This window comes from Cryobacterium sp. GrIS_2_6, assembly GCF_035984545.1.
Lineage (GTDB): Bacteria > Actinomycetota > Actinomycetes > Actinomycetales > Microbacteriaceae > Cryobacterium.
The window spans coordinates 1470296-1493435 of the sequence record NZ_JAXCHP010000001.1 but is presented as its reverse complement, the minus strand read 5'-3'; the positions used below and the strand labels follow the sequence as shown (position 1 = coordinate 1493435).

The window sequence follows — 23140 nt, the reverse complement described above, 5'->3', positions numbered from 1 at the left end:
GACGTCAAGGGTTTCTCAACGTGAACGAAATCGAACGACCGGGACGGTCTGGCCAGGCAGGTCCCGATCTGGTCGGTACCCGGGCCACATTGATTCCCTACGTCGGGGGATCCATCATCGGTGGCGGGGCATCCGTCGCAAGGGCTCGTTTTCGGTTTTCTTGACTGAGGTCTGTGAGGGCCTCCAATTCGTCGTCCGACGCACCTTCCAACGCGATGAGTCGGTCGTCGGCAGTTGGCTGGGCTCGGAGTAACTCGTCGAGCTTGCGCTGGGTTACCGACTGTTGTCGTGCTTGCGTGTGTTGGATTGCGAAGACCATCACGACGGTCACAGATGAGCTCGCAATGTAAAGGACGTTCTCCCACCAGGGAGGAAATTCCGCCGCTACCCCGACCGCGACCCACACTACGAGCGCACTTCCGGCAACCAATCCCGCTGCGGCGTGTTCACTCACTGTGCCGATATTGTGCAAGACCCGGCTACTCCACCGTTTGTCGGGCACGCTCGTCCAGTCGTTCCGTGTCATTTCGCGAGATCGGTCCAGCCGATTCTGGTGGCCCGCGTTGATCGATTCGTTGCCGTTAGCCGCATTCTCCACGCTCGAGAGACTAGGCGTTGTTCCCGTCAAAACAACTGTTCTGGTAGATGCGACGCACAAACTCGGTGGAGCAGGGCACTGTTTCGGCTGGTCGAAAGTGTTGCGCAACCGTGCGTGTTTGATCCGGCGACGATCCTGCCCGGCAGTTCGCCGAGTCGTGGCCGTGAACCGTTTCGGTGGACGGTCCATCGAAGACACAACAGCGAAGGATTTCACAGCGTCGACACCGTGGGTGGACCAAGAATCGATTCCGTGCCGTGTCCACTTCAATCTGCGCGCAGTGTTGCGACGAGAGCGCGCGGGACGAGTTATGGGTGGTCGGCGTCCGGCTTTCAGGGTGGGGGTGTACGCGACGGCGACGGCTCGCTGTGTGCGAAGGAGAGCACGATTCCAATCGCTATGAGGGTGGTGAGGAGGGCGGTGCCCCCAGCAGAAATCAGGGGGAGTGGCACGCCGAGGACAGGGATGAATCCGAGGACGACGCCCATGTTGACGAGTGCTTGACCGATGATCCAGACCATGACGGCCGCAGTACTGACTTTGGCTTGAGGGTTGGTCGTGGCGTTCATGATGCGGAGGAAGGCGATGGCCAGCAGGACGAAAAGGGCGAGCACCACGACTGCGCCGATGAGACCGAGTTCCTCGCCGATGATCGCGAAGATGTAGTCGTTGTCCGCGGCTGGAAGCCAGGACCATTTCGCTTTGGAGTTCCCGAGTCCAACGCCGAAGATACCGCCCGACGCGAGGGCCCACGTGCCGTGCAAGGGTTGCCAGCATGCGGCGGAAATCGTGCCGGTTGAGCCGTCGCAGCCCGTGCCGAAAAAGCTCAGTATCCGGGCCATCCGGTTTCCGCTGGCCATGGCCGCAGCCAGGGCGCCAAGGGCGCCGATCCCCAAGGGGATGGCGAGCATGCGTAGTTTTACGCCGGCGAAGAAGAGGGAGCCGAAGAGGATACCGGCGAGGATTACTGTTGTCCCAAGATCGCCGCGGATCATGACGAGCATGACGGCAGTGCCGCCGATGCCAAAAACGGGCACGAGGACGTGGCGCCAGTCGTCGAGGTGATCTTTCTTCTGTGCCAGAAGCATGCCCAGCCAAATGACGAGGGCGACTTTGATGGCTTCAGATGGCTGGAATTGGAAACTGCCAATAGACAGCCAGTTGGTGTTTCCGGCCACGGTCACACCCAGCGGGGTGAAGACGAGCAACTGAACGAGGCAAGTAGCGATGAGCGTCGGCCAAGCGATACGCTGCCAGAACTTCAACGGCATCCGGCTGAGCACGAGCATCAATGGGACGCCGACCAGGGCGATGGCACCTTGATGAAGCACAACGCCGAAGAAACCCTCGTGAGCAACAAAGGAATCTACTGATGACGAAGACAGGACCATGATCAAGCCCAAGATGACCAAGAACAGCGTGGTTCCCAGGAGCAGAAAATAGTTCGGGGATTCCGAGCGGATCAAACGACCCACGCTAATGCGAGTCGACTGTGACGGTCTATTTGACGGAACCCTGTGGTTGGTCTTTGAACGTGGCGCACCGGTCGGGTTGCGCGAACTCATCACGAACCGAGCCCCTTCTCAGGGGACGCCGCGGAGCCGGAATTTAGTGTGGATTGACCACAATTGCTCGGTACTTCACATACGGTCATATGCGGGGAGTGTCCTGCCGGGTGTGGGATCAGATCAGAGTGCGCGGCAATGGGCTGGGGCGCCACCACGACACTACTGAGGGAATCCCGAACCGCTCGTTCATCCCACTCGTGTCGCGTCGGGTCGCATGTCTCTCCCAGATTGTGCCTGCTCGGAAATCTCTGCTGGAAAAGCCTCGTCGACATTGAGCGCTATCAACAAGGAGCCGAGGAGGTGCGCACGCTGCCTGTATCCCCGGCTTGGACAAGACATCGCGGCGTTGGCGGTCGTGTTCTTTTCGATTCTTTGACGCGCCACCAATGCGCTGCAGAGCGGAATGACAGGCTACTCGCAGCGGGCGAAAGTCTTTCGTGGTGTTGCCGCTCGCGATTGCCCACGCGCGGCGATTCCCATCCTTTGGAGTAGGGATTCTCCCCTGGAAACGTTTCGTTTCCACACTGGGTGCCACCTGAGTCGATGTTGTTGAAGAGAAACTCGTTTGCGTTGCCGGGCCCCGGCTCCGGCCTCGTAGAAACGGACGGGCGATTTTCGTTTGCTTCAGGTGTCGTCTGAGGATGCTTTCGTAGTCGGTGCGAGGTCGTGTCGGGCACCGCGTGGTAGCTGGTTCCATCTGGTCGGCTGTTGTGGCTTTCGCCCAGCCACGTCCCGGGCAGAACGCGCCCGTCCTTCGTACGGGGGTCCACGATCAGGGCGGGTAGTTGGCCGTACTGGTTAATGTCGACACGAACTCGCGTTTGTGTCCCGTCGGGCAGATGCAGGCTGACGGTCATTGATGGAATTTGTGAACTCCCGTGTTGGACACGCCGTCAAACAACGCTAACCCTGGTCCGGCGACGAGCGTCATCCCCCGTTTGGTGGGCTTGGCGGGCTTCCTGTGAGATTGCGCTGGTCGAGGAGCACTTTCACAGGAATCTCCGGTCGCTGCTGGCATACAGTTCGGTCGAAACGACTGTTCGTGAATGTTTCGGTGGGTTCGGCCGGGCGGAAGAGGGTTACCGTGACGCACGCTGGGCCCTTGCGTGGGCGTGACCGGAATGCCGGTCAGCCGATCCGGCATGGACGGTTGGCGCCTCGGGGGCCGTGGCGGACGGTCGCGAAGACCTTGGGGATCACCCTTGGTGTGCTTCTGGTTAGTGGGAGCTCCCTTGCGGCGATTGCCGCGTGGGATGTTGCCAGCAGCGTCAAGCCCGGTGTTCATTTGGCCCACCTTGATCAGACGCCCGGCGACACGGCGGCTCCTGCCCCTGCCGCGGACGTGACCGCGATCGCCGGCGGGGTAAACCTGCTATTGACGGGCACGGACACCCGGACCGGCCAGGGCGGGGCCTATGGGACGGCTGCAGAGCTCGCGGGTAGTTCTGGCGCGGGTAACAACGACGTGACCATGCTGCTGCACATTGCGCAGAATCATCAGAGCGTCAGTGTGATTAGTTTCCCCCGGGACCTGATGCTTGCCGTCCCCGCGTGTCCTCAGGCCGATGGTGGGACCGCGTCGGCGTCCAGCCGGGTGATGCTGAATACGACCCTATCTCGTGGTGGCCTGTCGTGCGTTGTGTTGACGATCGAGAAGCTCACCGGCGTCCAGATTCCCTACGCCGCGGAGATTAGCTTCGACGGGGTGACTGCCATGTCGAACGCTGTCGGCGGGGTCACCGTCTGCCTGGCCTCGGCGGTCACCGATCTGTACACGACGCCTCCGTTGCATTTGGCGGCGGGCCAGCAAACCCTCGTCGGCGACGACGCGCTCTCGTTCCTGCGCAGTAGGCACGGTGTCGGTGATGGCAGTGACCTGGGGCGGATTAGTAACCAGCAGCTCTTCATGGCCGCTCTGGTCCGGAAGGTCCAAAGTGGCGGCGTCCTGGGAAACCCGATCGCGTTGTTCTCCCTGGCCAAAGCGGCAACGGGCAACATGGTTCTCTCGGATACGCTGACGAATCCGACGACCTTGGTCCAGATCGCTCTCGCGATCAAGGACACAGGGCTGGCGAACATGGTCTTCGTGCAGTACCCCACCATCACTGACCCGGCCGAGCCAGGACGGGTGATCGCCCAGTCCAGTGCCGCCACAGTCTTGAACACGGCTTTGGTCGCGGATAAACCATTGCAGCTCTCTGGGGCCCCAGGCCGGGCGGCCGTGCTCCCGAGTAGCGCCCCGGTGGCCCCTGTTCCCACGCCAGCCGCGACCGCAAAACCTGGTTCCACATCCACACCGGTTCCAACGCCGACGGCGAACCCCGTGGCCGCGCCCGCTGGGGCCAATGCCGTGCTCCCGTCCAGCGTGACCGGTCAGACCGCTGATCAGCAAACCTGTACGAAGGGCAACTAGATCCACCGCCAAGAGAACCGTACAACTCCCATCTCGAACCGCACCGATTGGCCCGTCACTCCTGGTGAACCGTGCGTCGGTAGCGACGTGCTTGCGGCGCTCCGGAGATGACTGATCGACTGCCGGGTCGCCCGATTCCTGCCCAACGTTCCTGAGGTTCAGGGGCATTGTGCAAAACTGGCCGCCGAACAAACGAGAGGGGCATCAGGTGAACGACTCACACTTCAACGCGGACGGGAACGAGTCGCGTGGCCTGAGATTGCCACGGGGGGATTGGACGAACACTCCGGGCCGGAAGTCCGGGTTTTGGATAACGCTTGCCAGCATCTTGTTCGCAGTTGTGTTCCCGTTTGCCGCTTCATCGCCACGGTAGTGGGGCTCGGGCTCTCCGTCCGGGCATACGGTTTGATCCCGGTCGGTGCGCCCGGTCGCGGTTTGACAGTGGCAACGATAGTGCTAGCGATAGCAACGATTCTCGCGGTGGCGATGAGGGAACAGGGTTCAACACCATTCCTCACCTAGTCGCACGGAAACCTGCGCGAGTACAGCAAACGGTGCGTCGGCGCTTCGAAGAGTCGTTTCACCCGTGACGGCGTCGACGTGATTGGGGATCGCTTACACTCTCGACTGTGACTGAAACGTCGACGCCTATTGTGAGGCACGAGCACCGCTGGCCGGTCCTGGCCGCAATCATCCTGAGTCTGCTTCTGTATCTGCTCATCCCCGAGAAGGTGCAGATTCTGCCCCGATGGGTCATCCCATTGTTGGGTTTGCTTCTGCTGATCCCGCTGACGATCCTCAACCCACGCCGACTATCGCGAGAGACCACATGGTCCCGGTGGCTATCCATTGGGCTCGCGTCATTGCTGACCCTGGCCAATCAAGTCACCGTTGTCTTCACGGTCCGACAGCTTCTCTATGGGGGAGTGAACGGTCCGGATGTCCTCCTCACCGCGCTGCAGGTTTGGGTTACGAACGTGATTGCATTCTCGTTGGTGTATTGGGAGCTGGACCGGTCAGGTCCAGTTGCGCGTCGCGACGCAGCCCAGTGGGCGACGGCGACTGTGGACTTCCGTTTCCCACAACATGACGGGGCGCCAGGGGGCGAGAACTGGCGGCCAAGCTACTTGGACTACGCCTACATCTCGCTGACGAACATGATGGCGTTCGGGACTGCCCCGAGTTCAGTTGACTCGTTGGGTTAGTGGTTTCATGCGGCGTTGAGGGACATGTTTATTGTCTCAAATTCGATCGGTGTGAGTTTACCGAGGCGGCGTTGCCGGCGCTTGCGGTGGTACGTCCGATCGATCCACACCACGATCGCCAGGCGTAGTTCCTCCCGGGTCGACCATCGTTGCCGGTCGAGGACGTTCTTCTGAAGGAGGGCGAAGAACGACTCCATCGCGGCGTTGTCGCCGCACGCGCCCACGCGGCCCATCGACCCGGTGATGCCGTTGTTCTTCAACACCCGCACGAACGCGTTAGAGCGAAATTGCGAGCCTCTGTCTGAGTGCAGAATCGTGCCGGCGATGTCGCGTTGGCCGATCGCGTTGCGGGCCGCCGCGACCGCGAGGGATGCTTTCATCCGGGAGTCGATTGAGTAGCCCACGATCTTGTTCGACCACACGTCCTTGATCGCGCAGAGGTAGATTTTGCCTTCATCGGTGCGATGTTCGGTGATGTCGGTCAACCACAGCTCGTTCGGGCCTGTCGCGGTGAAGTTCCGCTAGACGTGGTCGTCGTGCACAGGCGGGCCGGCCTTGCCCCTCAGACCGCGTTTCTTCGCAAACACGGACCAGAGTCGCTGCTGGGAGCACAACCGCCAGACCCGGTTCTCGCCCGCCTTCAGACCAGCGATCTTGAGTTCGTCGGAGATGAACCGGTAGCCGAACGCGGGGTCCTCCTGGTGGGCGTCCCACGCCGCGTTGGTCAGGTGCGCATCATCCCAATCACGTTGCGTGACCGGGTTTCGGAGCCACTGGTAGAAGGCTTGTTTAGAGAATTTCAACACCCGGCAGGTCACCATGACGGGAACCCCGTCGACGGCCAGTTCGCGGACCAGCGGGTACATCATTTTGGGTTGACGTCCCGGGAGAGGTAGGCGACCGCGCGGCGCATCACCTCGGCCTCTTGCTCCAGCAGCCGGATCCGTTTCCGCGCCTCACGCAACTCGGCCGACTCCTTCTCCGTGACGCCGGGCTTCACCCCCTCTTCGACGTCGGCCTTCTTCAGCCAGTTCGCCAAGCAGGACTCGGAGATACCGAAGTCCTTCGCGATCTGGTTCAGCGGGGCTTCGTGCTTGCGAGCGACCGCGACGACATCGCGCCGGAACTCGGGTGGATAGGGCTTGGGCATGGTGACATCCTTGCAGCGGAGATGAATCTTCACAGGTCAGGAGTCAACCAAACCGGGGGCAGTCCCGAAAGCATCTCCGATTTTGAGCCACCCAATTTTGTTGGCCGGGATGTGCAACGGAAATGTCGTGAGTCCCGTCCTCACTGCGGTCACGGATGAGGTCGTGCGGCGAGGGTTCCGCGTCGTCCGTGGAGGGTGTTTGGTGGGTCCGGTCCTTGCCCCGTCTGGGCTCGGCGACGTGTGAGGGGTGGGGCGGCTATGTGGTACCCGAGGAGCCCAAGAGCAAGCCGATTGCGAACGTGGACAGCAGTGCCAGCGCGCCGCCTAGGACCATCCTGAACGTGGCCCGTCCTCGTGAGCTGCCTCCCAGATGACCTGCAAGTGCCCCTGAAATGGCGAGAACGAGGAGCACGGCCAGGAATGTGACCGGCACCCTCCATGCGTCAGGTGGGAGCAAGATCGCTGCCAGGGGAATGATCCCACCACAAATGAACGAGACAGCCGACGCCAATGCGGCGTTCCACGGGCTTGCAACATCGTTCTCGTCGATGTTTAGCTCAATCGCGAGATGCGCCGCCAAGGCATCATGTTCGGTCAACTCTCCCGCCACTTGTCGCGCAGTTTCAGGGGACAAGCCCCGCGCTTGGTGCATGCCTGCGAGTTCTTCCAGTTCTTGCTCCGGCGTTTCAGCGAGTTCGCGTTTCTCCGTCGCAATCAACGCCCGTTCACTGTCACGCTGGCTGCTCACAGACACATATTCGCCCAAAGCCATTGAAACCGCGCCGCCCATGAGCGCCGCAACTCCAGCAGTCAGAATAGGTCCCACCACGTGGGTTGCACCAGCTACCCCAACCACAATCGCCGCCACTGACACGATACCGTCATTGGCCCCCAGCACTCCCGCGCGCAACCAGTTCAGCCGGGTCGACAGGCCCCCACCCCGATGAGGCTCATCAGAATGCGACTCTAGAGGCTCCCGCTTGCCCGGATCCGACATAAGCCGAGTAAACCACATCTCACTTCGCGGAACGCATCGTCGCGCTCCAGGCTTTGGCCACGGTTGTCTTGGCCGCAATCATCGGGGCCGTCAGTCGATTGCATCTCCTCCGCGGTCCCGCTGACCGGACAGCGACACTGCCGCAGCGCGTCTGCATTCCGAAATGCACACCGACGAAGGTGGCCGGACTCACCGGCAAGGTACTGTAACCATGGCATGCCTTGGCCACCTCGGCGCTGCTCGGATTTAATCGCTGACGTGAGGAACGCTATGACGGTCGAGGAATTGCCTGAAAGTGTCCCGCCGGGCGCGGACATTGCCTCGGAACGGACCGGTCAGGGAAACGGAAAGAGAAACCCGGTTTCGCGTTTTTTCGGTCTCCTTGGTCCGGGTTTGGTTACGGGTGCCGCCGATGATGACCCGTCAGGGATCGCGACGTATTCTCAGGCCGGCGCCACGTATGGCAACAGCATGTTGTGGACGGTCCCTTTGACGCTTCCGTTGATGATGGCTGTGCAGGAGATCTGTGACCGGATGGCCCTAGCCACCGGGCAGAGCCTTGGCGCGCTGATCCGTCGACGCTTTAGCCGCGGATTCCGGGTTGCGATCGGGATTCTTTTGGCCTTGCTGATCATTGCGAATTGTCTGAACCTGGCCGCGGACCTGAACGCGATCGGTCAAGGCATGAACTTGCTGCACGCGGGACCCGCGTTTGTGTGGTCCGCGATCGCCGGTATCGCCATTGTTGTGGCAGTGACGGCGGGGTCCTTCGCGATGATCGGCCGGATCTTCAAATGGTTGTGCATGGTTCTTCTGGTCTACGTCGGTGTTCTCTTCGTTTCCAACGTAGATTGGGCCGACGTTGCCCGTGGCCTCATCGGCGGGCAGGTCCAGTTCTCCCCGGCGTACTTCGGTTTGATCGTCGGGGTCCTGGGTACCACCATCTCCCCGTACATGTTCTTCTGGCAGTCCGCGCAACGCATCGAGGAACTCCGCGCCGAAAAACGTGGCGGCGATCACGCGCCGGCCCTGGACGAGAGGCCAAGGCCGGAAGCGGTCCGACGGCTACGCAATGGACGAGTGGACGTGTTCACCGGGATGGCGTTTAGTGTGCTGATCATGTTCGCCATCATTGCCTCCTCCGCAGCCACCCTCGGCGCACACAACACCCCCGTCACCAGCGCTGCCGAGGCAGCCCAAGCACTCGAACCAATTGCCGGCAACTACGCCGGTATCCTCTTCGCTCTGGGTTTCATCGGCTCTGGGGTGCTCGCGGTGCCCGTGCTCGCCGCATCCGGCGCTGCGGGTATGGCAGGGCTTTTGAACAAGAACTGGGGTCTTGACCGGTCCCCCCGGAGAGCACCCCTGTTCTACGCCCTCCTCGGCGTTGGTATCATCGCCGGCACCATCCTCGCTATCGTCTCCACAGACCCGATCGGACTTCTCGTGCTCTCCGCGATCGTGAACGGCATCGCCGCCGGCCCGTTCCTGATCGTGATGATGCTCATCTCCCGCGACAGAACCATCATGGGTAAATACCGAAACGGCAAGCTCGCCGCAACCATGGGCTGGACCGCCACCGCAATCATGTGCGTCGCGGGCGCATACGGCATCTGGTACACCCTCAACGGAAACTAACCAGCCGAAGCGACAGCTGAAGCTTGGACCCAATGGCTTTGGTAGCAGGAACCGGCCTGCACACCCTCCTCGACGAGCGGGCGGATACGTTGATGCGCACGCGGGCATAAAGCGGTGGCACTTCACGCCGGAATGGTCACAGACGCAGATCCCATCCGAAACGGAACCCTCGTCTGGCCGCCGTTCCTTCGCGCCTGACGGGACTCGGGGCGTCATCGGCGGCGAAGTACCCAATGACCGGTCCGGTAGCTGGGGGCAGCAATCATGCCGGGCCCGACAGGCCACTACCGATCCAGTTCACACTGATTGGGCCTACAAAGAAAGTAACGGGGGCGCCGTTCACCGCTCCGCGTGCGGCGGGTTAGTGGTGCGTGGGAGTCTGGTTTCATCGCATCCATTCAGGTTGAGGAGACGACGAGATAGGTCCCGTCCCGCTGAGTAGCGGGGTTTCTCAACACTGTGTGGGCAGCTGTTCTGGTCTCGCCCATGGCGAGTTCAGGGAGGATTACCGCCTCGTCGAGGACCTCAATGGGGTTGTTCATGGTGGCCAGCTCGAGCATCGAAGCTTCGGAGAAGTAGCGGCGTTCGCCGGCCTCTCACCCGTGCTGTGCTGGGTAATCTACGCGACCCGACTAGCGACGAGCCCGAGACCGTTTTGGGGCGTAGGGTATGCGGGTGGATAGTCGTAGCGCATCCGTTGTTGCATTTCGGACGTGGATGCTGAAGGGTCTGGTCGACCGACGGGCTGGTCATTTAGGCCCGTTGGCCGTTGATGTCGAACGGACTCACCCGTGGTGGAGAGTGATGTGCCTGACGGGTGTTGACTACTTCTCAACGCTCGGTTACCAGCCTGCGATCGCGGCGCTTGCCGCTGGACTGCTTTCGCCGATCGCGACGATTGTGCTCGTCGTTCTGACTCTTGCGGGAGCGCTGCCGGTCTACCGGAGGGTGGCGCGGGAGAGTTTCGCGGGGTCTGGGTCGATTCATATGCTCGAACGGCTCCTGCCTTGGTGGGCGGGCAAGCTTTTCGTGTTGGTCCTGTTGGGCTTTGCTGCCACTGACTTCATGATCACCATCACTCTGTCGGCCGCGGACACGTCGGCTCACGCGGTGGAAAACCCATTCGCACCGGCCTGGCTGCACGGTCAGGAAGTCCCGCTGACGCTGTTGCTGGTGGCCCTTCTGGGCGGCGTTTTCCTCCGCGGATTCAAAGACGCGATCGGGATCGCGGTGGCCCTGGTGGTGGTGTACCTCGCGTTGAATTTGGTCGTGGTCGTGGTCGCGGTCGTTCAGGTCGCTGGACATGCGGCCGTGATCACCGACTGGTGGGCTGCTCTGTCCGCCCAGCACGGAAATCCATTCGTCATGGTCGGGATCGCGTTGCTTGTCTTTCCGAAGCTGGCCTTGGGGATGTCCGGATTCGAAACCGGTGTTGCCGTGATGCCGCAGATCACGGGTGACCGCAACGACACACCAGAAAACCCGGTCGGGAGAATTCGCGGCACCAAACGGCTCCTGACCACGGCTGCGGTCATCATGAGCGGCTTTCTGATTGCGTCGAGCCTGGTCACGACGTTGCTGATCCCGCAGCAGGCCTTCCAGCCGGGCGGCGCAGCGAACGGGCGCGCCCTCGCGTATCTGGCCCACGAGTACCTAGGGCCCGTGTTCGGGTCCGCCTACGACGTCAGCACGATCTGCATCTTGTGGTTCGCGGGCGCGTCGGCCATGGCGGGCCTGCTGAACCTGGTTCCCCGGTACCTGCCGCGGTATGGGATGGCCCCGCAGTGGGCGGCCGCGGTCAGGCCGCTCGTGCTGGTTTTCACCGGGATCGCGTTTCTGATCACGTGGGTGTTTCAGGCCAGCGTCGATGCGCAGGGCGGCGCCTATGCGACTGGGGTCCTGGTTTTGATGACGTCCGCGTCGGTCGCGGTGACTCTCTCGGCCCGGCGGAAACAGCAACGGTGGGCCACAATCGGATTCGGCGTGATCTCGACGGTTCTCGTCTACACCACCGTCGTGAACGTGATCGAACGGCCCGACGGCGTCCGAATCGCCGGGCTTTTCATACTGGGCATCATGATCACGTCGTTGCTCTCGAGACTGCGCCGCTCGTTCGAACTCCGGGCCACGTCGGTCGTCCTTGACTCGCCGGCCACGGATTTCGTTATGGCCGACGCAGATGACTACGACGTCATCCGGATTATCTCTCACGAACCCGACGAGGACACCGAGGTCGAGTATCGCAATAAGAGCCGTGACGAGCGCCGTTACGGACACATTCCGCCGGGCTCACCGATCATCTTCCTCGAGGTGTATCCCTCGGACTCGTCCGACTTCGAAGAGGACCTCCGAGTCCGGGGGATCGCCAAACACGGCTACCGGATACTCCAAGTCACTAGCGGCAACGTGCCCAATACGATCGCTGCCGTGCTGCTGGAGATCCGAGACCAGACCGGGTTGATTCCCGAGATCTATTTCGAATGGACTCAAGGTAACCCGATCTCGAACATGTTCAAGTTCCTCTTCACCGGAATGGGCGAGATCGCCCCGGTGACCCGGGAAGTACTCCGCGAAGCTGAACCCAACGCCAAACGGCGCCCCTACGTGCACGTCAGCTAAGCCGGCCTACTTCGCGACCGGGTGAGCTGGGAGTCACTGTGAAGGATCAGGGCTCCAGCGTGCTTGGGGAATGCCGACGTCGGTTCCCGTCAATGGATGGGGGTGAAGCGCCGGGGTCGTCCGGATGCTCCGACTGGGAATCACGAGCAGGTCGCCGATCTCCAAATCGGCGGGCAACTCGACGGCAAGCACATCGTCACTTGGGTGAGCAGCAGGCCGGGGTGAGTGCCGTTCGATCAGAACGAGGACGTGCTTGGCTCCGGAAGGCCGGTTGAGCACTCGCGCCTCTGACCAGATGAGGCGCAGATTGTCCAACCGCGCATCCGTCTCGACGGCCAGAATCTTGCGTCCGAGATGCTCGAGAGCCGTGATCCGCACCACCAGCACCGCCGTCCACCTACACGTCGACGCGCGACCTGCCGTCGCAGGGATCACGGCAGGAGCACTATGCACCGACGGGGTTCCCCACGCCTCAACGAGCAACGACAGCGGTAGCCCTGAAACATAGACTTCGCCGTCCGACACGGTGGTGCCAGCGGGCCAAAAATCAGGGTTGAACCGAGCCACTCCATACCCAGCGAAGAGAACCCGGCCGACACTCATCGCCACCTCACGACCGGACGCCAGGAAACCAGAATCGGCCAGGGGAGAAATACTGCGCGCACGGGCATACCAATGTGTCTACGCGCTCATCTGCTCATTATTGAAAGCACCTACGCAATACATACACCGAGGACGCCAATCCAAACGAAATCCTTACACCATGCGGCCCTGAACTGCTGCGGTGTTCTCGGTTCCGCGCAGCAATACATCGACGCGATCCGGGACGAGACCACGGGGACATGGATCTCCGCCGCCGAAGTCGCTGAAATCCCGTTCACGGCTTTCAGCTCGAGGAGGCTCAGTGAACGCATCGACGGGCGCCTGGTCGTTCGGCGGATCCCGGAGCTGAATCCGTTCGAGGGCACCGGGCAGCCCACGCTCTTTAACACGCACCGGTTCCACGCGTTCTTCACGACCAGCGCCCTGGACACTGTCACGGCTGACAAAACCCACCGGCAGCACGCGATCATCAAGCAGATCAACGCCGACCTCAAAGACAGTGCGCTCGCGCACCTGCCGTCGGGAATCTTCACCGCGAACGCCGCCTGGCTCGTGCTGGCCACGATCGCGTTCAACCTGTCCCGGGCCGTCGGCACCCTCACCGGCACTGACCTTGGCAAAGCGAGAAGCGGCACCATCCGCCGCAAACTCATCCAGGTCCCGGCCCAGATCTCGACCTCGGCCCGGAAACTCGTCCTGCACCTCCCGGCCAGCTGGCCCTGGGAGCACGGCTGGCAAGCCGTATTCACGGCGGCTTGCGGCCCGCCGCGAACAGCGACCATCTGACCACCCAGCCCCACGGCGCAACCGAACCAGGAACACCACCGGCAGCAAGGCCGGCCGCACCGCCATGCCCACCACCAGAAACCTCACATCACGGCTGAACGACCCCACTCACCCAAGCCGACCGGTGGATCGAGGCTTAGTTAAAGACCATTCCGCCGTCGACGAGGATCGACTGTCCGGTGATGTAGTTGGAGTCGGGACCGGACAGGAAGGAGACGACGCCGGCGACCTCGGAGGCTTCGGAGAGGCGGGCGAGAGTGATGCCGTTGGTGAACTGGTCCCAGCCCCACTCTTCGGGCTTGCCCGCGTCGGTTGCTACTTTTTTCGCCAGTTCCTCCATGAGGGGCGTCTTGACGATGCCGGGGGCGTAGGTGTTGACCGTGATGCCGAACTGGGCAAGGTCCCTGGCCGCTGTCTGGGACAAACCACGAATGGCGAACTTCGTGGCCGAGTACAACGCAATGCCGGGGTTCCCGACGTGGCCGGCCTGGGAGGCGGCACTAATGATTTTTCCCCCGTGGCCGAGCTCTTTGAACGCCTTCGTGGCTGCCTGAATGCCCCACACCACACCGTTGAAGTTGATGGAGAAAATCTTCGCGATGCTCTCGGGGGTGATCTCCTCGATCGGTGATGTCGGGGCGATGCCGGCGTTATTGACGATTACGTCGAAGCCTCCGAGTTCAGTGACGGCCTGCTCGACCGCGGCGAACACGCTGTCTCGGTCGGAAACATTGACGTGCAGGGCGATTGCGCCGCCGTCCTTGCCGCCAAGAGATTGGGCGACTGCGGTTGCGGTCTCGAGGTTCAAGTCGGCGATAGCTACCCGGAAGCCGTCGGCGTGGAGCCGCTCAGCAACTGCCTGCCCAATTCCCTGTCCGCCACCGGTGACGAGTGCTACTTTTCCGTTTTCTGTGCGTGCCATGGTTGTGACTCCGATTTCAATTGTCTAAAACCTGTCGGCGAGTCGATGACGTCACGTCAAAGCAGGACAGGTTTTTTACTGATCCGAGACGCACGTCGCTAGTAGCGCAGCGCGCACCGGAAATTCCCGGCGCCAGAGACCTATCCGCGCGAAGTTGCAGTCGTTGCGATGATGTTCGACAGTGCAAAGTCGGGTGCTGTGTGCCACTCACCGCTGGGGCTCACGGCGGCATCGGCGCCAGTCACGGCGGATGCGCCGCTGGCGTGGACCGTGACGCCCTGCACATCTGTAACGAGGACGACGGTGGTCGTGGCAACGGTGAAACCCATGGGGGTGAACCTTTCTGGGTAAATCTGAAACGTCCCGGTCTTGATGCCGCAGTTCTCTTAGGACTCCACCAGAATTGACGGGACACTTCTCATTCTATTCCAGCTGCCGGCGGCGGCGGAATCAGCGGTCAACTGATTTCCGTAATCGTTTTTTCGCTGCACTTTCGGTGAGGATAGTGAGGAAGTCCCGCACTGGCCGGCCGGAGAGAGCAGCGAACTCGGCTCGAGCAACGTTTTCAATTTCAGCCCGGGGAACGTCCGGGAATTTCTTCACCAGTCGCTCCACGACCTGGCGAACAGCTTCCTCATCATTTTATTCACGCCCCAGCAAGTCCACGACGGCTCCTGGAAGCAGGCCCACCGCATCCGCGACATGGCACTGCAGACCTACCACCAGAACCACCCGGAACGATTCCACTCGCGGCCGACTGCACCCGCACCAGCCGGCACCGTTGGAATCAACATCCCCAAGGAAACTGTCAAAAGCTAGCCCACGTGACTCCACACAGCTTGACATCGAGCGCGGAGCTGAAGTACTGGTCGTGCACGCGGACTCCTTCGTCGCGACGGCGGTTCTTGCAGCTCAAGCCGCCACAATCAAGGACAAGGCACTACCACCGGAATCGAAGACATGGCGTGCCACCGCGCAGGACAAGGCGGCAGGGATCGCCATTGCCCGAAAGACCGTGATTTCGTTGACACTCGAATGGCCCGGCGCCTCAGTCCCGTCCCTGGTCGGTCTGACGAACGCGCAGGCGGAGTCGGCGTTGAAGGAAATTGGCTTTAGCCCAAAGCTCGAGATCGCGAACCCGTCCGACTGGCCGGTCTACAAACAAGACCCCGCATCTGGGAGCGCGCTGCTTTGGGGATCAACAGTCACATACGCCGTGCAACGGCCGACATCCGGCACCATCGAGTTCCGTGTTACAGGGAATGGATCCGCAGCAACGGTCACCTGGATTCCACCGAGGACATTCTCGGTGCAACAAGCGACGGATGCATCACTTCCAGGGAGCCAAACCTTTGACAACTATTCGACCACGAGCTCAAGCTAGCGTGGCAACTTCAGTGCACAAATGCATGACGGAGACTCAATCCCGTGCCAAATGATCGTGGACGGGCAGGTCGTCATGAATCGCACTTCCACCGGCAGATACGCGGTCGTCTCCTGCGGGTGAGGAGGAGAGTCTTCGTCCAGCGCTGAGAAAATGGGCTGCTTCGCGTTCATGGCAGTGAACGTACCCGCCCCGCCGGCGGAGGTGTCGTCGCGTTCCGCCCAAACGATCGGTCTTCTAGGGGCCGTCCTGCAATGGCTGCGTTGTTGTTGCGTGACCGCCACCAAATAATCACGCGCGCCAAGTTTGGCCGGGACAACAAACCGTCACAGGTTGCTCACTTGAGCGGCTAATGGGCTGGACGTTGCCAGTCGCGGTGTGGGGCCCTTGGCGACGGCCTGAGAGACATTGGGAATTTATGCGTGCACGTTTATTCAACGTTTATTGCGTCGAGACCAGCCGAGGTGGGCCGAGGCGTTGCGATAAACTAGCTACCAAACATCGCAAGGAACTCTTGATCAGATCGAGATCAGTCAAGGTGAGTCTAGGCCGCGGAAGAAGACTCGCCTGGCCAGGAAGGGCCCGTCGCAATCCGTCGGTCCCGGGTTCAAGTCCCGGCCGCCCTACTAAAAAGTGTTTCTTGACCAGGAATTTTAGTTAGGTCGTTTCTCACGAGACTCGAGTAAATAGTCAAGAGGACTCGACTCGCGTTGCGCGGGTGGAGCAGAACAACAGCCTGACCAGCAGTTCTATTTTCTTGTTTGGCGGCGACTCGCCCGGTACTGCGAACGGTCATGGGTTCAAGTGACGCGTGGTCTCGAGAATGCGCGCTGATCTAAACGTTTCTTTAGCTCTGGCTTGTGGCGCTTGATGCCGGTCACTTTTATTCACCACGTATTCGCTCGGAACGCGTCGTCGGCTCGTGAAATTCGTCTGCCCGATGAGGAGATTTGCCGTAGTCGTTGAGTCGGCGCGTGTCGCGTGGCGTGGGTCTAAAGTGGGATGGATTTTGCCGCGACGACACTGTTGAGACTGCGGCTCGTGATCGTGATCGTGATCGTGATTTGGATGGAACGGACCTACCGCCGGAGTTGTCGGCATCGCGGACTCTGAAGGCTCACCCCGATCGAGCTTGAGATGGTTGAAGCTGCCGTTCGCGCGGCGCAGAGACTACAAACCACGCCAGTCAACTAAACCGACATCAGTCCCAATCGGCGGCTCCGACGCCTACTGTAAGCCCTTCGGCCCTAGCGACGGCGCCAGGGGGTTAGCCCGCCACCCGTGACGACGCCCACGCCGACAGGGCAGAGCTGCCGGCCACCGTGACCGGGCCAGCCGCAGCCGAGCAAACCTGCAGCAAGAGCAACGAGCGCCGAACATCATCGCCGAGCGAGTAGTAGATCGAGTCAGCATTCCGGTGGCGTTGCGTGCAAACCGAATTTGACGCCCATTTGTTTGACACCCATTTGAGGGGGGTCTTGGGCGCATTCACCCGACGTTCACGACGTGTTTACCTCATTAGGGGACCCCTGTTCGGGGCACTGCGTTGCGGTTAGTTAGCCTGCTCGGACAGCGCTCTTTGGTGCTGTGGAACAGAAGGATTTGAACTATGACTTTTGATCTTGTTCACATCAGACGAGGTTCTCTCCTGGCCCTCGGGGCGATTGTGTCGGTCGGAGTTCTGGCTGCCTCGTCGCTGCCCGCGTCCGCCGACGGGCACCGAGACCCGAAGCGGGCGGCGGGCTACACCGTCACGGCATTCGCCGCCGTCGGCACAGAATCCAAGCCGGATGACGTCACGCGTCTTGGTGCCCACATTTACGTGGCATTCCAGAACGGTGTCGGCCCGCTCGGGGAAACATCACCGACGGGCGCCTCGTCGAGCACCGTGCAGGAATACGGCCTGGATGGTCACCCTGGCCGCGCCTGGCAGGTCACGGGAAAGGTTGACGGTCTCACGGCTGACGATGAGGGTCACCGGTTGCTCCTGACGGCGAATGAAGACGGGAACTCCCGCTTCTCCACCCTCACTCCCGATGCGTCGCAGCCGCTGCAGACATACACGTACTCCGGTCTCACTCATGGTGGCGGTACCGACGCCATCTCCGTCTTCCACGACCGCATCGTCGTGACCGCATCCGCCCCGACGGATGCCGCCGGCCCAGCCCTCTACACGGTGCACCTGAACGGCTCAACGGCCACTCTCACACCAGAATTCACGGACAATGCCACGGCCGCCGCGCTGAACGGCCCTCTGTCCGGTCAACGGACGGCCCTGGGCCTGACGGATCCGGACTCAAACACCGTGGTCCCGCGCTCAGCTCCGCGTTTCCGCGGCGATCTCATGCTCACGGCACAGGGCGACCGGCAACTCATCTTCACGGACAGCGTGACTGCCGGCGATCAGAACCTCCAGGTGCTCTCCGTGTCGGAGCCCCTGGATGACACCGCATTCATCGAGCGTTCGTCTCAAACGCTGTGGATCACCGACCCCACTGCGAACACCATCGATGCCGTCACTGGACCGTTCCAGCCCGGACAGGCCATCTCCTCAGTCACACCCGACACCGGCCCCGCGTACCTGGCCACACTGAACCTGGCAGACGGAAAACTGAGCCCCATCCCCGCCCTCGCGGCCATCGCCCCCAAGGGCCTGCTGGTCACCTCGAACCGCGCCAATTCCACGGAAGACCGGTAGCACCCATGCGGCACGAACGCAGCTTGAAAGCCCCGCACGTCACGTCAGAAAGGTTCAACTCAATGAAGACCATGCACAAGAAAGCGGCTGCTGTGGCGGCGGTCGCCACCGCCATCCTCCTTGCCGGGTCGGCGGTAACCCCGGCGATGGCCGATGATGCCCGGAATAGCGGGCACGACAGCTCGGGCGATGCGGCTGAGGTCGGGCACGACGCGACCCACGGTGCAGCCAAGTCGATGAAGCATGTGCTGCTGCTCTCGGTCGATGGCCTGCACCAGAAAGACCTCGACTGGTACGTGCGGGCGCACCCGACGTCCGCGCTGGCCGAGCTGGTCAAGTCCGGCACGAGCTACACGAACGCCCAGACCCCCGTGCCCTCCGACTCCTTCCCGGGCCTGGTCGGTCAGCTCACCGGCGGCAATCCCGGTACGACGGGCATCTACTACGACGACACATTCAACCGGGCACTGTTGCCCGCTGGCACGACGAACTGCGCCGCGGCAACTCCGGGTGCTGAAGTTGCCTTCACCGAAGCTGCGGACACCAATCCGAACGCACTGGACGCCGGCGCTGGACTCGCGGGTCTGCCGGCCAGCATCCTGTCCATGACCGGCCACCCCGACACGCTCCTGAACCCAGCGGCGCTACCTGTGGATCCCGCCACCTGCAAGCCCGTCTACCCCCACCAGAACCTGAAAGTGAACACCGTTTTCGAAGTCGCCAAGAGCGCTGGCCTCCCGACCGCCTGGTCGGACAAACATCCCGCGTACGAAATCCTCAACGGCCCCTCCGGGAAGGGCGTCGACGACCTCTTCACTCCCGAAATCAACAGCCAGGCGACCGCCCCCTACAGCGCGGGGGACTGGACCAAAGACAACGCCGCGACCCAACAGTACGACGGCTACAAAGTGCAGGCGGTCCTGAACGAGATCGCCGGCAAAGACCACTCCGGTACCGCGGCGGCACCGGTTCCCGCGATTTTCGGAATGAATTTCCAGGCCGTGTCCACCGCCCAAAAGCTGCCCACATCCGACGGAATGACCGGCGGGTATCTCCTCGGCGGCACCGTGCCCGGTGCGCTGCTCCGCAAGGCCTTGGACGGGGTGAACTCCTCCATTGCACAGTTCCAGTCAGCCTTGGACCGGGACGGCCTCAAGAAATCGACCACGATCATCCTCTCCGCCAAGCACGGCCAGTCCCCAACCGATCCAGCCGCGCTCACCCGCGTGCCAGACGCTGCCATCATCGACGGATTGACTGCCGAGTGGAAGGCGGCGCACCCCGCCGGGGCCGATCTGGTCGCGTTCTCCACTGACGACGACATCATGCAGCTCTGGCTGTCCGACCGTTCAGCGGCCGCGGTTCTCTTCGCGAAGGACTACCTGTCCACGCACACCGCCGGAGGAAACACCCTCGCCGGCGCAGCCAAAACGGTGACTTCCTCCGGTTTGGATCGCATCTACGCGGGCGACAAAGTGGCGGGGTACTTCGGCACGACGAACAATGACCCGCGATACCCGGACATTCTCGGTATCGCCCAGACCGGTGTCGTCTTCACCGGCGGCACCTCGAAAATCGCCGAACATGGCGGAGCAAGCGCGGATGACCGCAACGTTCCACTTGTTGTCTCCGGATCAGGCGACCACGCACAAACCGTCACCTCCACGGTCGAAACGACACGGATCGCCCCCACCATCCTGACCCTGCTTGGCCTGGATCCCCACAACCTGCAGGCCGTCCAGATCGAAGGAACCAAAGCCCTGCCCCAGGACTAACCACCTTGCCCTGCGCCAGGCAGGGGCATCGAAACGGAAGGGCCAGCAGCACACCAGGCTGCTGGCCTTCCTAACGACGTGCGCCGCGGCTCAGGTCACAGTGTGAAACCATCGTCTCCGCCGCGGGGCTTACCGGAGCGGCGCGCTGATCTCCCGTGCCGCCTGTTCGCATTGCGACGGCAACAATTGAACTCGGCTATCTCCCTCCCGATGAGCGAGTTTGCATCTGGTGCGGAGTTCCTTGACGAGCGAGGATGGCTTGGATGATTGGCATTGCCGAGAAATTCGAGCGCAAGGCCTCGACTCGAGCACCCGCGCTCCAGGAAGTGCGCCTGAAACTGGTGGGTATCGATGTGTGGTCCACCGCAAAAATGTCGTTTGTCGTTGGCATTAGTTTGGGCCTTCTCAGCATTCCCACCACCCTGCTGTTCTGGATGATCCTGAATCAACTGGGCATCTTCGACCAACTTGACACTCTTGTAAGCGGCGTCACCACCTTCAGCGGAAATGGCACAGGCGGCACCAGATCTATGCTGTCCTTCGGAGTGGTGCTGAATTTTTCGATAATCGTCGCGCTCCTGAACGTGGTCCTTGCCATCGTCCTCGGACCGCTCGTCGCCCTCTTCTACAACGTGAGCGCCTCGATTCTTGGAGGTCTTTTCATCGGGCTTGCACGAAACTGAAACCGCGCTGATTCGATCCACTGGCGAAACTGGGGACCGCACACGGCGAGGAGTCAAATCACGATCGAACGGCGGAGCGCTCCAGGACGACAATTCCCGTGTGTGCGGGGTGTCCGAGTTTGTCGTGCGGCTCCACGTCAGCATTCCGACTGAGCAGAGGCGGCGGAGTCGGAGGAGATATTGACGAAGTGCCCTATCGCTTCATCGAGGTTTGAGAAGGCAGCATGCCCTACTGGATCAATGAATTCCATCACCTCATAGCGGCCATGGTCCTTAGCAATGAAGCCAACGAGGGAAAGAGCATTGCTTCGCGCGATGCGACGATCGATGACTCGCCACTCGCAGTGAGAGAGCGCTTGAACTTGGATGTCTTCGGAGGCTCGTGCCTCCAGACGGCCGGATATCATCAAGAAATTCCCTTCTCGTGTCTCCAAGTGACGCTAGTCAAGGAAGCTGTCAGCTGTCAGGACAGGTCCAGAGAGTCGACCATGAATGGAATCTGCTGTTCCCTGTTGGAGTGAGCGGGGATTCGGCCGGTCGAAATAGCATTGTGTCGGGATCAACCGCGATTCGTGCCGCTAGTTGTATTGAGGCGCGGCGGGGAGTCCGAAGAATTCCTCGAGCGTGCTGACACCGCTGGAATGCATTTCGGTGGCCAGCTCGATCCCCACATACCGGAAGTGCCACGGCTCATACGTGTATCCGGTCACCGGTACTTTGTCGGCGGGGTACCGGAGCAGGAATCCGAACCGCCATGCGTTTGCCGCGAGCCACGTGCCTTGAGGGGTGTCGCCAAAGCAGGCTGCGAGCGAACACTTGGCTGGCAGGGCACTGATGTCGATCGCGAGCCCCGTCTGATGTTCGCTCGTGCCCGGCCGTGCCGTGTCGGTGTCAGCGGCTGCTTGACCATTGGCGGTGATGTCCTGGTCGTAGACCCCGCGTTGGGTGGCATAGCTGCGGAACGCGCTCTGAGACTGCATCTTGAGACCGGTCTCGGCTGCGAACGCGGCGAACATGGCAACCACTGCATCAGCGGCCGGCTTCCGGAGTTGCGGTTCCCACACGTGCGGCACTCCCACGACGACGAGATCCGGAGGGGTGAAGTCGAGGGGATTGAACGGTCTCGCCTTATTGACGACGACCCAAATGCTCGTGGGATCGTCGACCGAATGCGCGGTCCGATTGAACGGCGGAGAAAGCGATGTCGAACCCGGGTCAGCCGTTGCAGTCTGAGAGAAATCAGCTGCCGCGCCGCTAGGGGCCACCGAACATGCGTTCAGTGTCATCACCACCGCCGACACCAATGCGATGCCCGCGGTTCCCACGGTCAGGCGCCGCAACGGCAACCATGCCCTGCGTGACGATGTTGACCGCATTCCAATGACCATATTCTGACCAGCTGTGTAGATGACGGTCCCGATGAGTGGGTCCGAGAAAGGAAGGCGAACGCCCCCTCTGATTCCGAGGAAGCCCGCGTGCCTAAACCCGCATGCAGGTGGGCCCGAACGAAAGGTACAGGGGCACCGGTGTGGGCAAGAACACGAGACAGCACAGGCTAGTTGCGGGAACTGAATGTGTGGGTTGCATGCGGGTCGTGGAAATGAGCGGCCCAACCACAAGCGGAGCGAGTGGCTCCTCGCTTAGTGCAGGGTTACCTGACCAGATCGAGGGTGAAGGGGTAATGATAGTGATGTCCGTTCCAGGCATGACCAAAGCCAATGACAGAAAGAGCCGCCCCGAGTGCCCACACGATGGTGCCGAGGAGTGAAAACACGCTGCTAGATCCGAAAGCGGCCGCTGCAGCGATGCTCATCCCATTGAACATGAGATATCCGGCCATCACCGTGATCCGAAAGTTGAGAGCCGACTTGGCGTCCTCAGCGACGAATCCGCCGTGCTCCATCACGAAGAACCAGATGAACAAGGCGGGAACCAGTCCAATGATCCCCCCAAAGTGAGCGAGCCCCGCCCATCGTCGGGCCCGTACCGACGGAAGTTGAATGGGCGAGGAGGCACTCCCGGACCGGCCCGACCGCAAGCTTGAAATCGGTGTTTTTGACATCCAGCCCTAGTGTTCCCGTTCTGTCGGGACAGGTCGGAA

18 protein-coding genes and 4 pseudogenes are annotated in these 23140 nt (G+C 61.5%); 10 read left to right on the top strand and 12 right to left on the bottom strand.

Annotated elements, in window-relative coordinates:
* Positions 1–97: 97 nt before the first annotated feature.
* Positions 98–598: a low affinity iron permease family protein gene (locus RCH22_RS07530; RefSeq protein ID WP_327013427.1), complete on the bottom strand. Its 501-nt coding sequence runs from the start codon at positions 596–598 to the stop codon at positions 98–100.
* 332 nt (positions 599–930) lie between these two features.
* Entirely contained in the window at positions 931–2073 is a 1143-nt protein-coding gene (ftsW, locus tag RCH22_RS07525; RefSeq protein ID WP_327013426.1) for a putative lipid II flippase FtsW, read from the bottom strand.
* 1378 nt (positions 2074–3451) lie between these two features.
* Between ftsW and RCH22_RS07520 the strand changes: the two genes are divergently transcribed.
* Positions 3452–4579: an LCP family protein gene (locus RCH22_RS07520; RefSeq protein ID WP_327013425.1), complete on the top strand. Its 1128-nt coding sequence runs from the start codon at positions 3452–3454 to the stop codon at positions 4577–4579.
* Between the two features lie 629 nt (positions 4580–5208).
* Positions 5209–5784 (top strand): hypothetical protein, encoded by a 576-nt coding sequence (locus RCH22_RS07515; protein ID WP_327013424.1) that lies wholly within the window; start codon positions 5209–5211, stop codon positions 5782–5784.
* A 5-nt stretch (positions 5785–5789) separates the two neighbouring features.
* Here the strand turns inward: RCH22_RS07515 and RCH22_RS07510 are convergent.
* Positions 5790–6934: pseudogene (locus RCH22_RS07510) on the bottom strand (IS3 family transposase).
* A 256-nt stretch (positions 6935–7190) separates the two neighbouring features.
* Positions 7191–7931, bottom strand: a complete 741-nt coding sequence (locus RCH22_RS07505; protein ID WP_323516287.1) for a VIT family protein — start codon at positions 7929–7931, stop codon at positions 7191–7193.
* 216 nt (positions 7932–8147) lie between these two features.
* Here RCH22_RS07505 and RCH22_RS07500 point away from each other — a divergent pair, with 216 nt between their 5' ends.
* Entirely contained in the window at positions 8148–9569 is a 1422-nt protein-coding gene (locus tag RCH22_RS07500; protein ID WP_327015471.1) for an Nramp family divalent metal transporter, read from the top strand.
* 398 nt (positions 9570–9967) lie between these two features.
* On the opposite strand, the gene RCH22_RS07495 is transcribed toward RCH22_RS07500, so the two are convergent.
* The gene (locus RCH22_RS07495) at positions 9968–10129 is read right to left on the bottom strand and encodes a hypothetical protein (protein WP_327013423.1); all 162 of its coding nucleotides are present in this window, start codon (positions 10127–10129) and stop codon (positions 9968–9970) included.
* 109 nt (positions 10130–10238) lie between these two features.
* On the opposite strand from RCH22_RS07495, the gene RCH22_RS07490 reads away from it, so the two are divergent.
* On the top strand, positions 10239–12188 hold the full coding sequence (locus RCH22_RS07490) for an amino acid transporter (protein ID WP_327013422.1): 1950 nt from the start codon (positions 10239–10241) through the stop codon (positions 12186–12188).
* Positions 12189–12221: 33 nt separating this feature from the next.
* Here the strand turns inward: RCH22_RS07490 and RCH22_RS07485 are convergent, their stop codons facing one another.
* The gene (locus tag RCH22_RS07485; protein WP_327013421.1) at positions 12222–12569 is read right to left on the bottom strand and encodes a hypothetical protein; all 348 of its coding nucleotides are present in this window, start codon (positions 12567–12569) and stop codon (positions 12222–12224) included.
* 423 nt (positions 12570–12992) lie between these two features.
* Here RCH22_RS07485 and RCH22_RS07480 point away from each other — a divergent pair.
* Positions 12993–13577, top strand: a pseudogene (locus tag RCH22_RS07480) (transposase); the annotation flags it as partial.
* A 136-nt stretch (positions 13578–13713) separates the two neighbouring features.
* On the opposite strand, the gene RCH22_RS07475 reads toward RCH22_RS07480, so the two are convergent.
* The 3 genes and pseudogenes from RCH22_RS07475 to RCH22_RS21165 all read right to left on the bottom strand — a co-directional run.
* Positions 13714–14499 (bottom strand): (S)-acetoin forming diacetyl reductase, encoded by a 786-nt coding sequence (locus RCH22_RS07475; protein ID WP_327013420.1) that lies wholly within the window; start codon positions 14497–14499, stop codon positions 13714–13716.
* Between the two features lie 140 nt (positions 14500–14639).
* The gene (locus RCH22_RS07470) at positions 14640–14828 is read right to left on the bottom strand and encodes a hypothetical protein (protein ID WP_327013419.1); all 189 of its coding nucleotides are present in this window, start codon (positions 14826–14828) and stop codon (positions 14640–14642) included.
* 121 nt (positions 14829–14949) lie between these two features.
* Positions 14950–15123 (bottom strand): annotated as a pseudogene (locus tag RCH22_RS21165) (three-helix bundle dimerization domain-containing protein); the annotation flags it as partial.
* Between the two features lie 247 nt (positions 15124–15370).
* Between RCH22_RS21165 and RCH22_RS07465 the strand changes: the two are divergent.
* From RCH22_RS07465 to RCH22_RS07450, 5 genes and pseudogenes are all read left to right on the top strand, one after another.
* A complete protein-coding gene (locus RCH22_RS07465; RefSeq protein ID WP_327013418.1) occupies positions 15371–15883 on the top strand; it encodes a PASTA domain-containing protein in 513 nt (170 codons plus the stop codon).
* 18 nt (positions 15884–15901) lie between these two features.
* Positions 15902–16006: pseudogene (locus tag RCH22_RS21160) on the top strand (hypothetical protein); the annotation flags it as partial.
* A 1486-nt stretch (positions 16007–17492) separates the two neighbouring features.
* On the top strand, positions 17493–18581 hold the full coding sequence (locus RCH22_RS07460) for a hypothetical protein (RefSeq protein ID WP_327013417.1): 1089 nt from the start codon (positions 17493–17495) through the stop codon (positions 18579–18581).
* A 62-nt stretch (positions 18582–18643) separates the two neighbouring features.
* The gene (locus RCH22_RS07455) at positions 18644–20356 is read left to right on the top strand and encodes an alkaline phosphatase family protein (protein WP_327013416.1); all 1713 of its coding nucleotides are present in this window, start codon (positions 18644–18646) and stop codon (positions 20354–20356) included.
* Between the two features lie 263 nt (positions 20357–20619).
* Positions 20620–21039: a DUF3566 domain-containing protein gene (locus RCH22_RS07450; protein ID WP_327013415.1), complete on the top strand. Its 420-nt coding sequence runs from the start codon at positions 20620–20622 to the stop codon at positions 21037–21039.
* Between the two features lie 137 nt (positions 21040–21176).
* Here RCH22_RS07450 and RCH22_RS07445 read toward each other — a convergent pair whose 3' ends face one another.
* From RCH22_RS07445 to RCH22_RS07435, 3 genes are all read right to left on the bottom strand, one after another.
* The gene (locus RCH22_RS07445) at positions 21177–21473 is read right to left on the bottom strand and encodes a hypothetical protein (protein WP_327013414.1); all 297 of its coding nucleotides are present in this window, start codon (positions 21471–21473) and stop codon (positions 21177–21179) included.
* Between the two features lie 144 nt (positions 21474–21617).
* The gene (locus tag RCH22_RS07440) at positions 21618–22379 is read right to left on the bottom strand and encodes a M15 family metallopeptidase (protein WP_327013413.1); all 762 of its coding nucleotides are present in this window, start codon (positions 22377–22379) and stop codon (positions 21618–21620) included.
* Positions 22380–22690: 311 nt separating this feature from the next.
* Positions 22691–23101: a DUF4870 domain-containing protein gene (locus tag RCH22_RS07435; RefSeq protein WP_327013412.1), complete on the bottom strand. Its 411-nt coding sequence runs from the start codon at positions 23099–23101 to the stop codon at positions 22691–22693.
* Positions 23102–23140 lie beyond the last annotated feature (39 nt).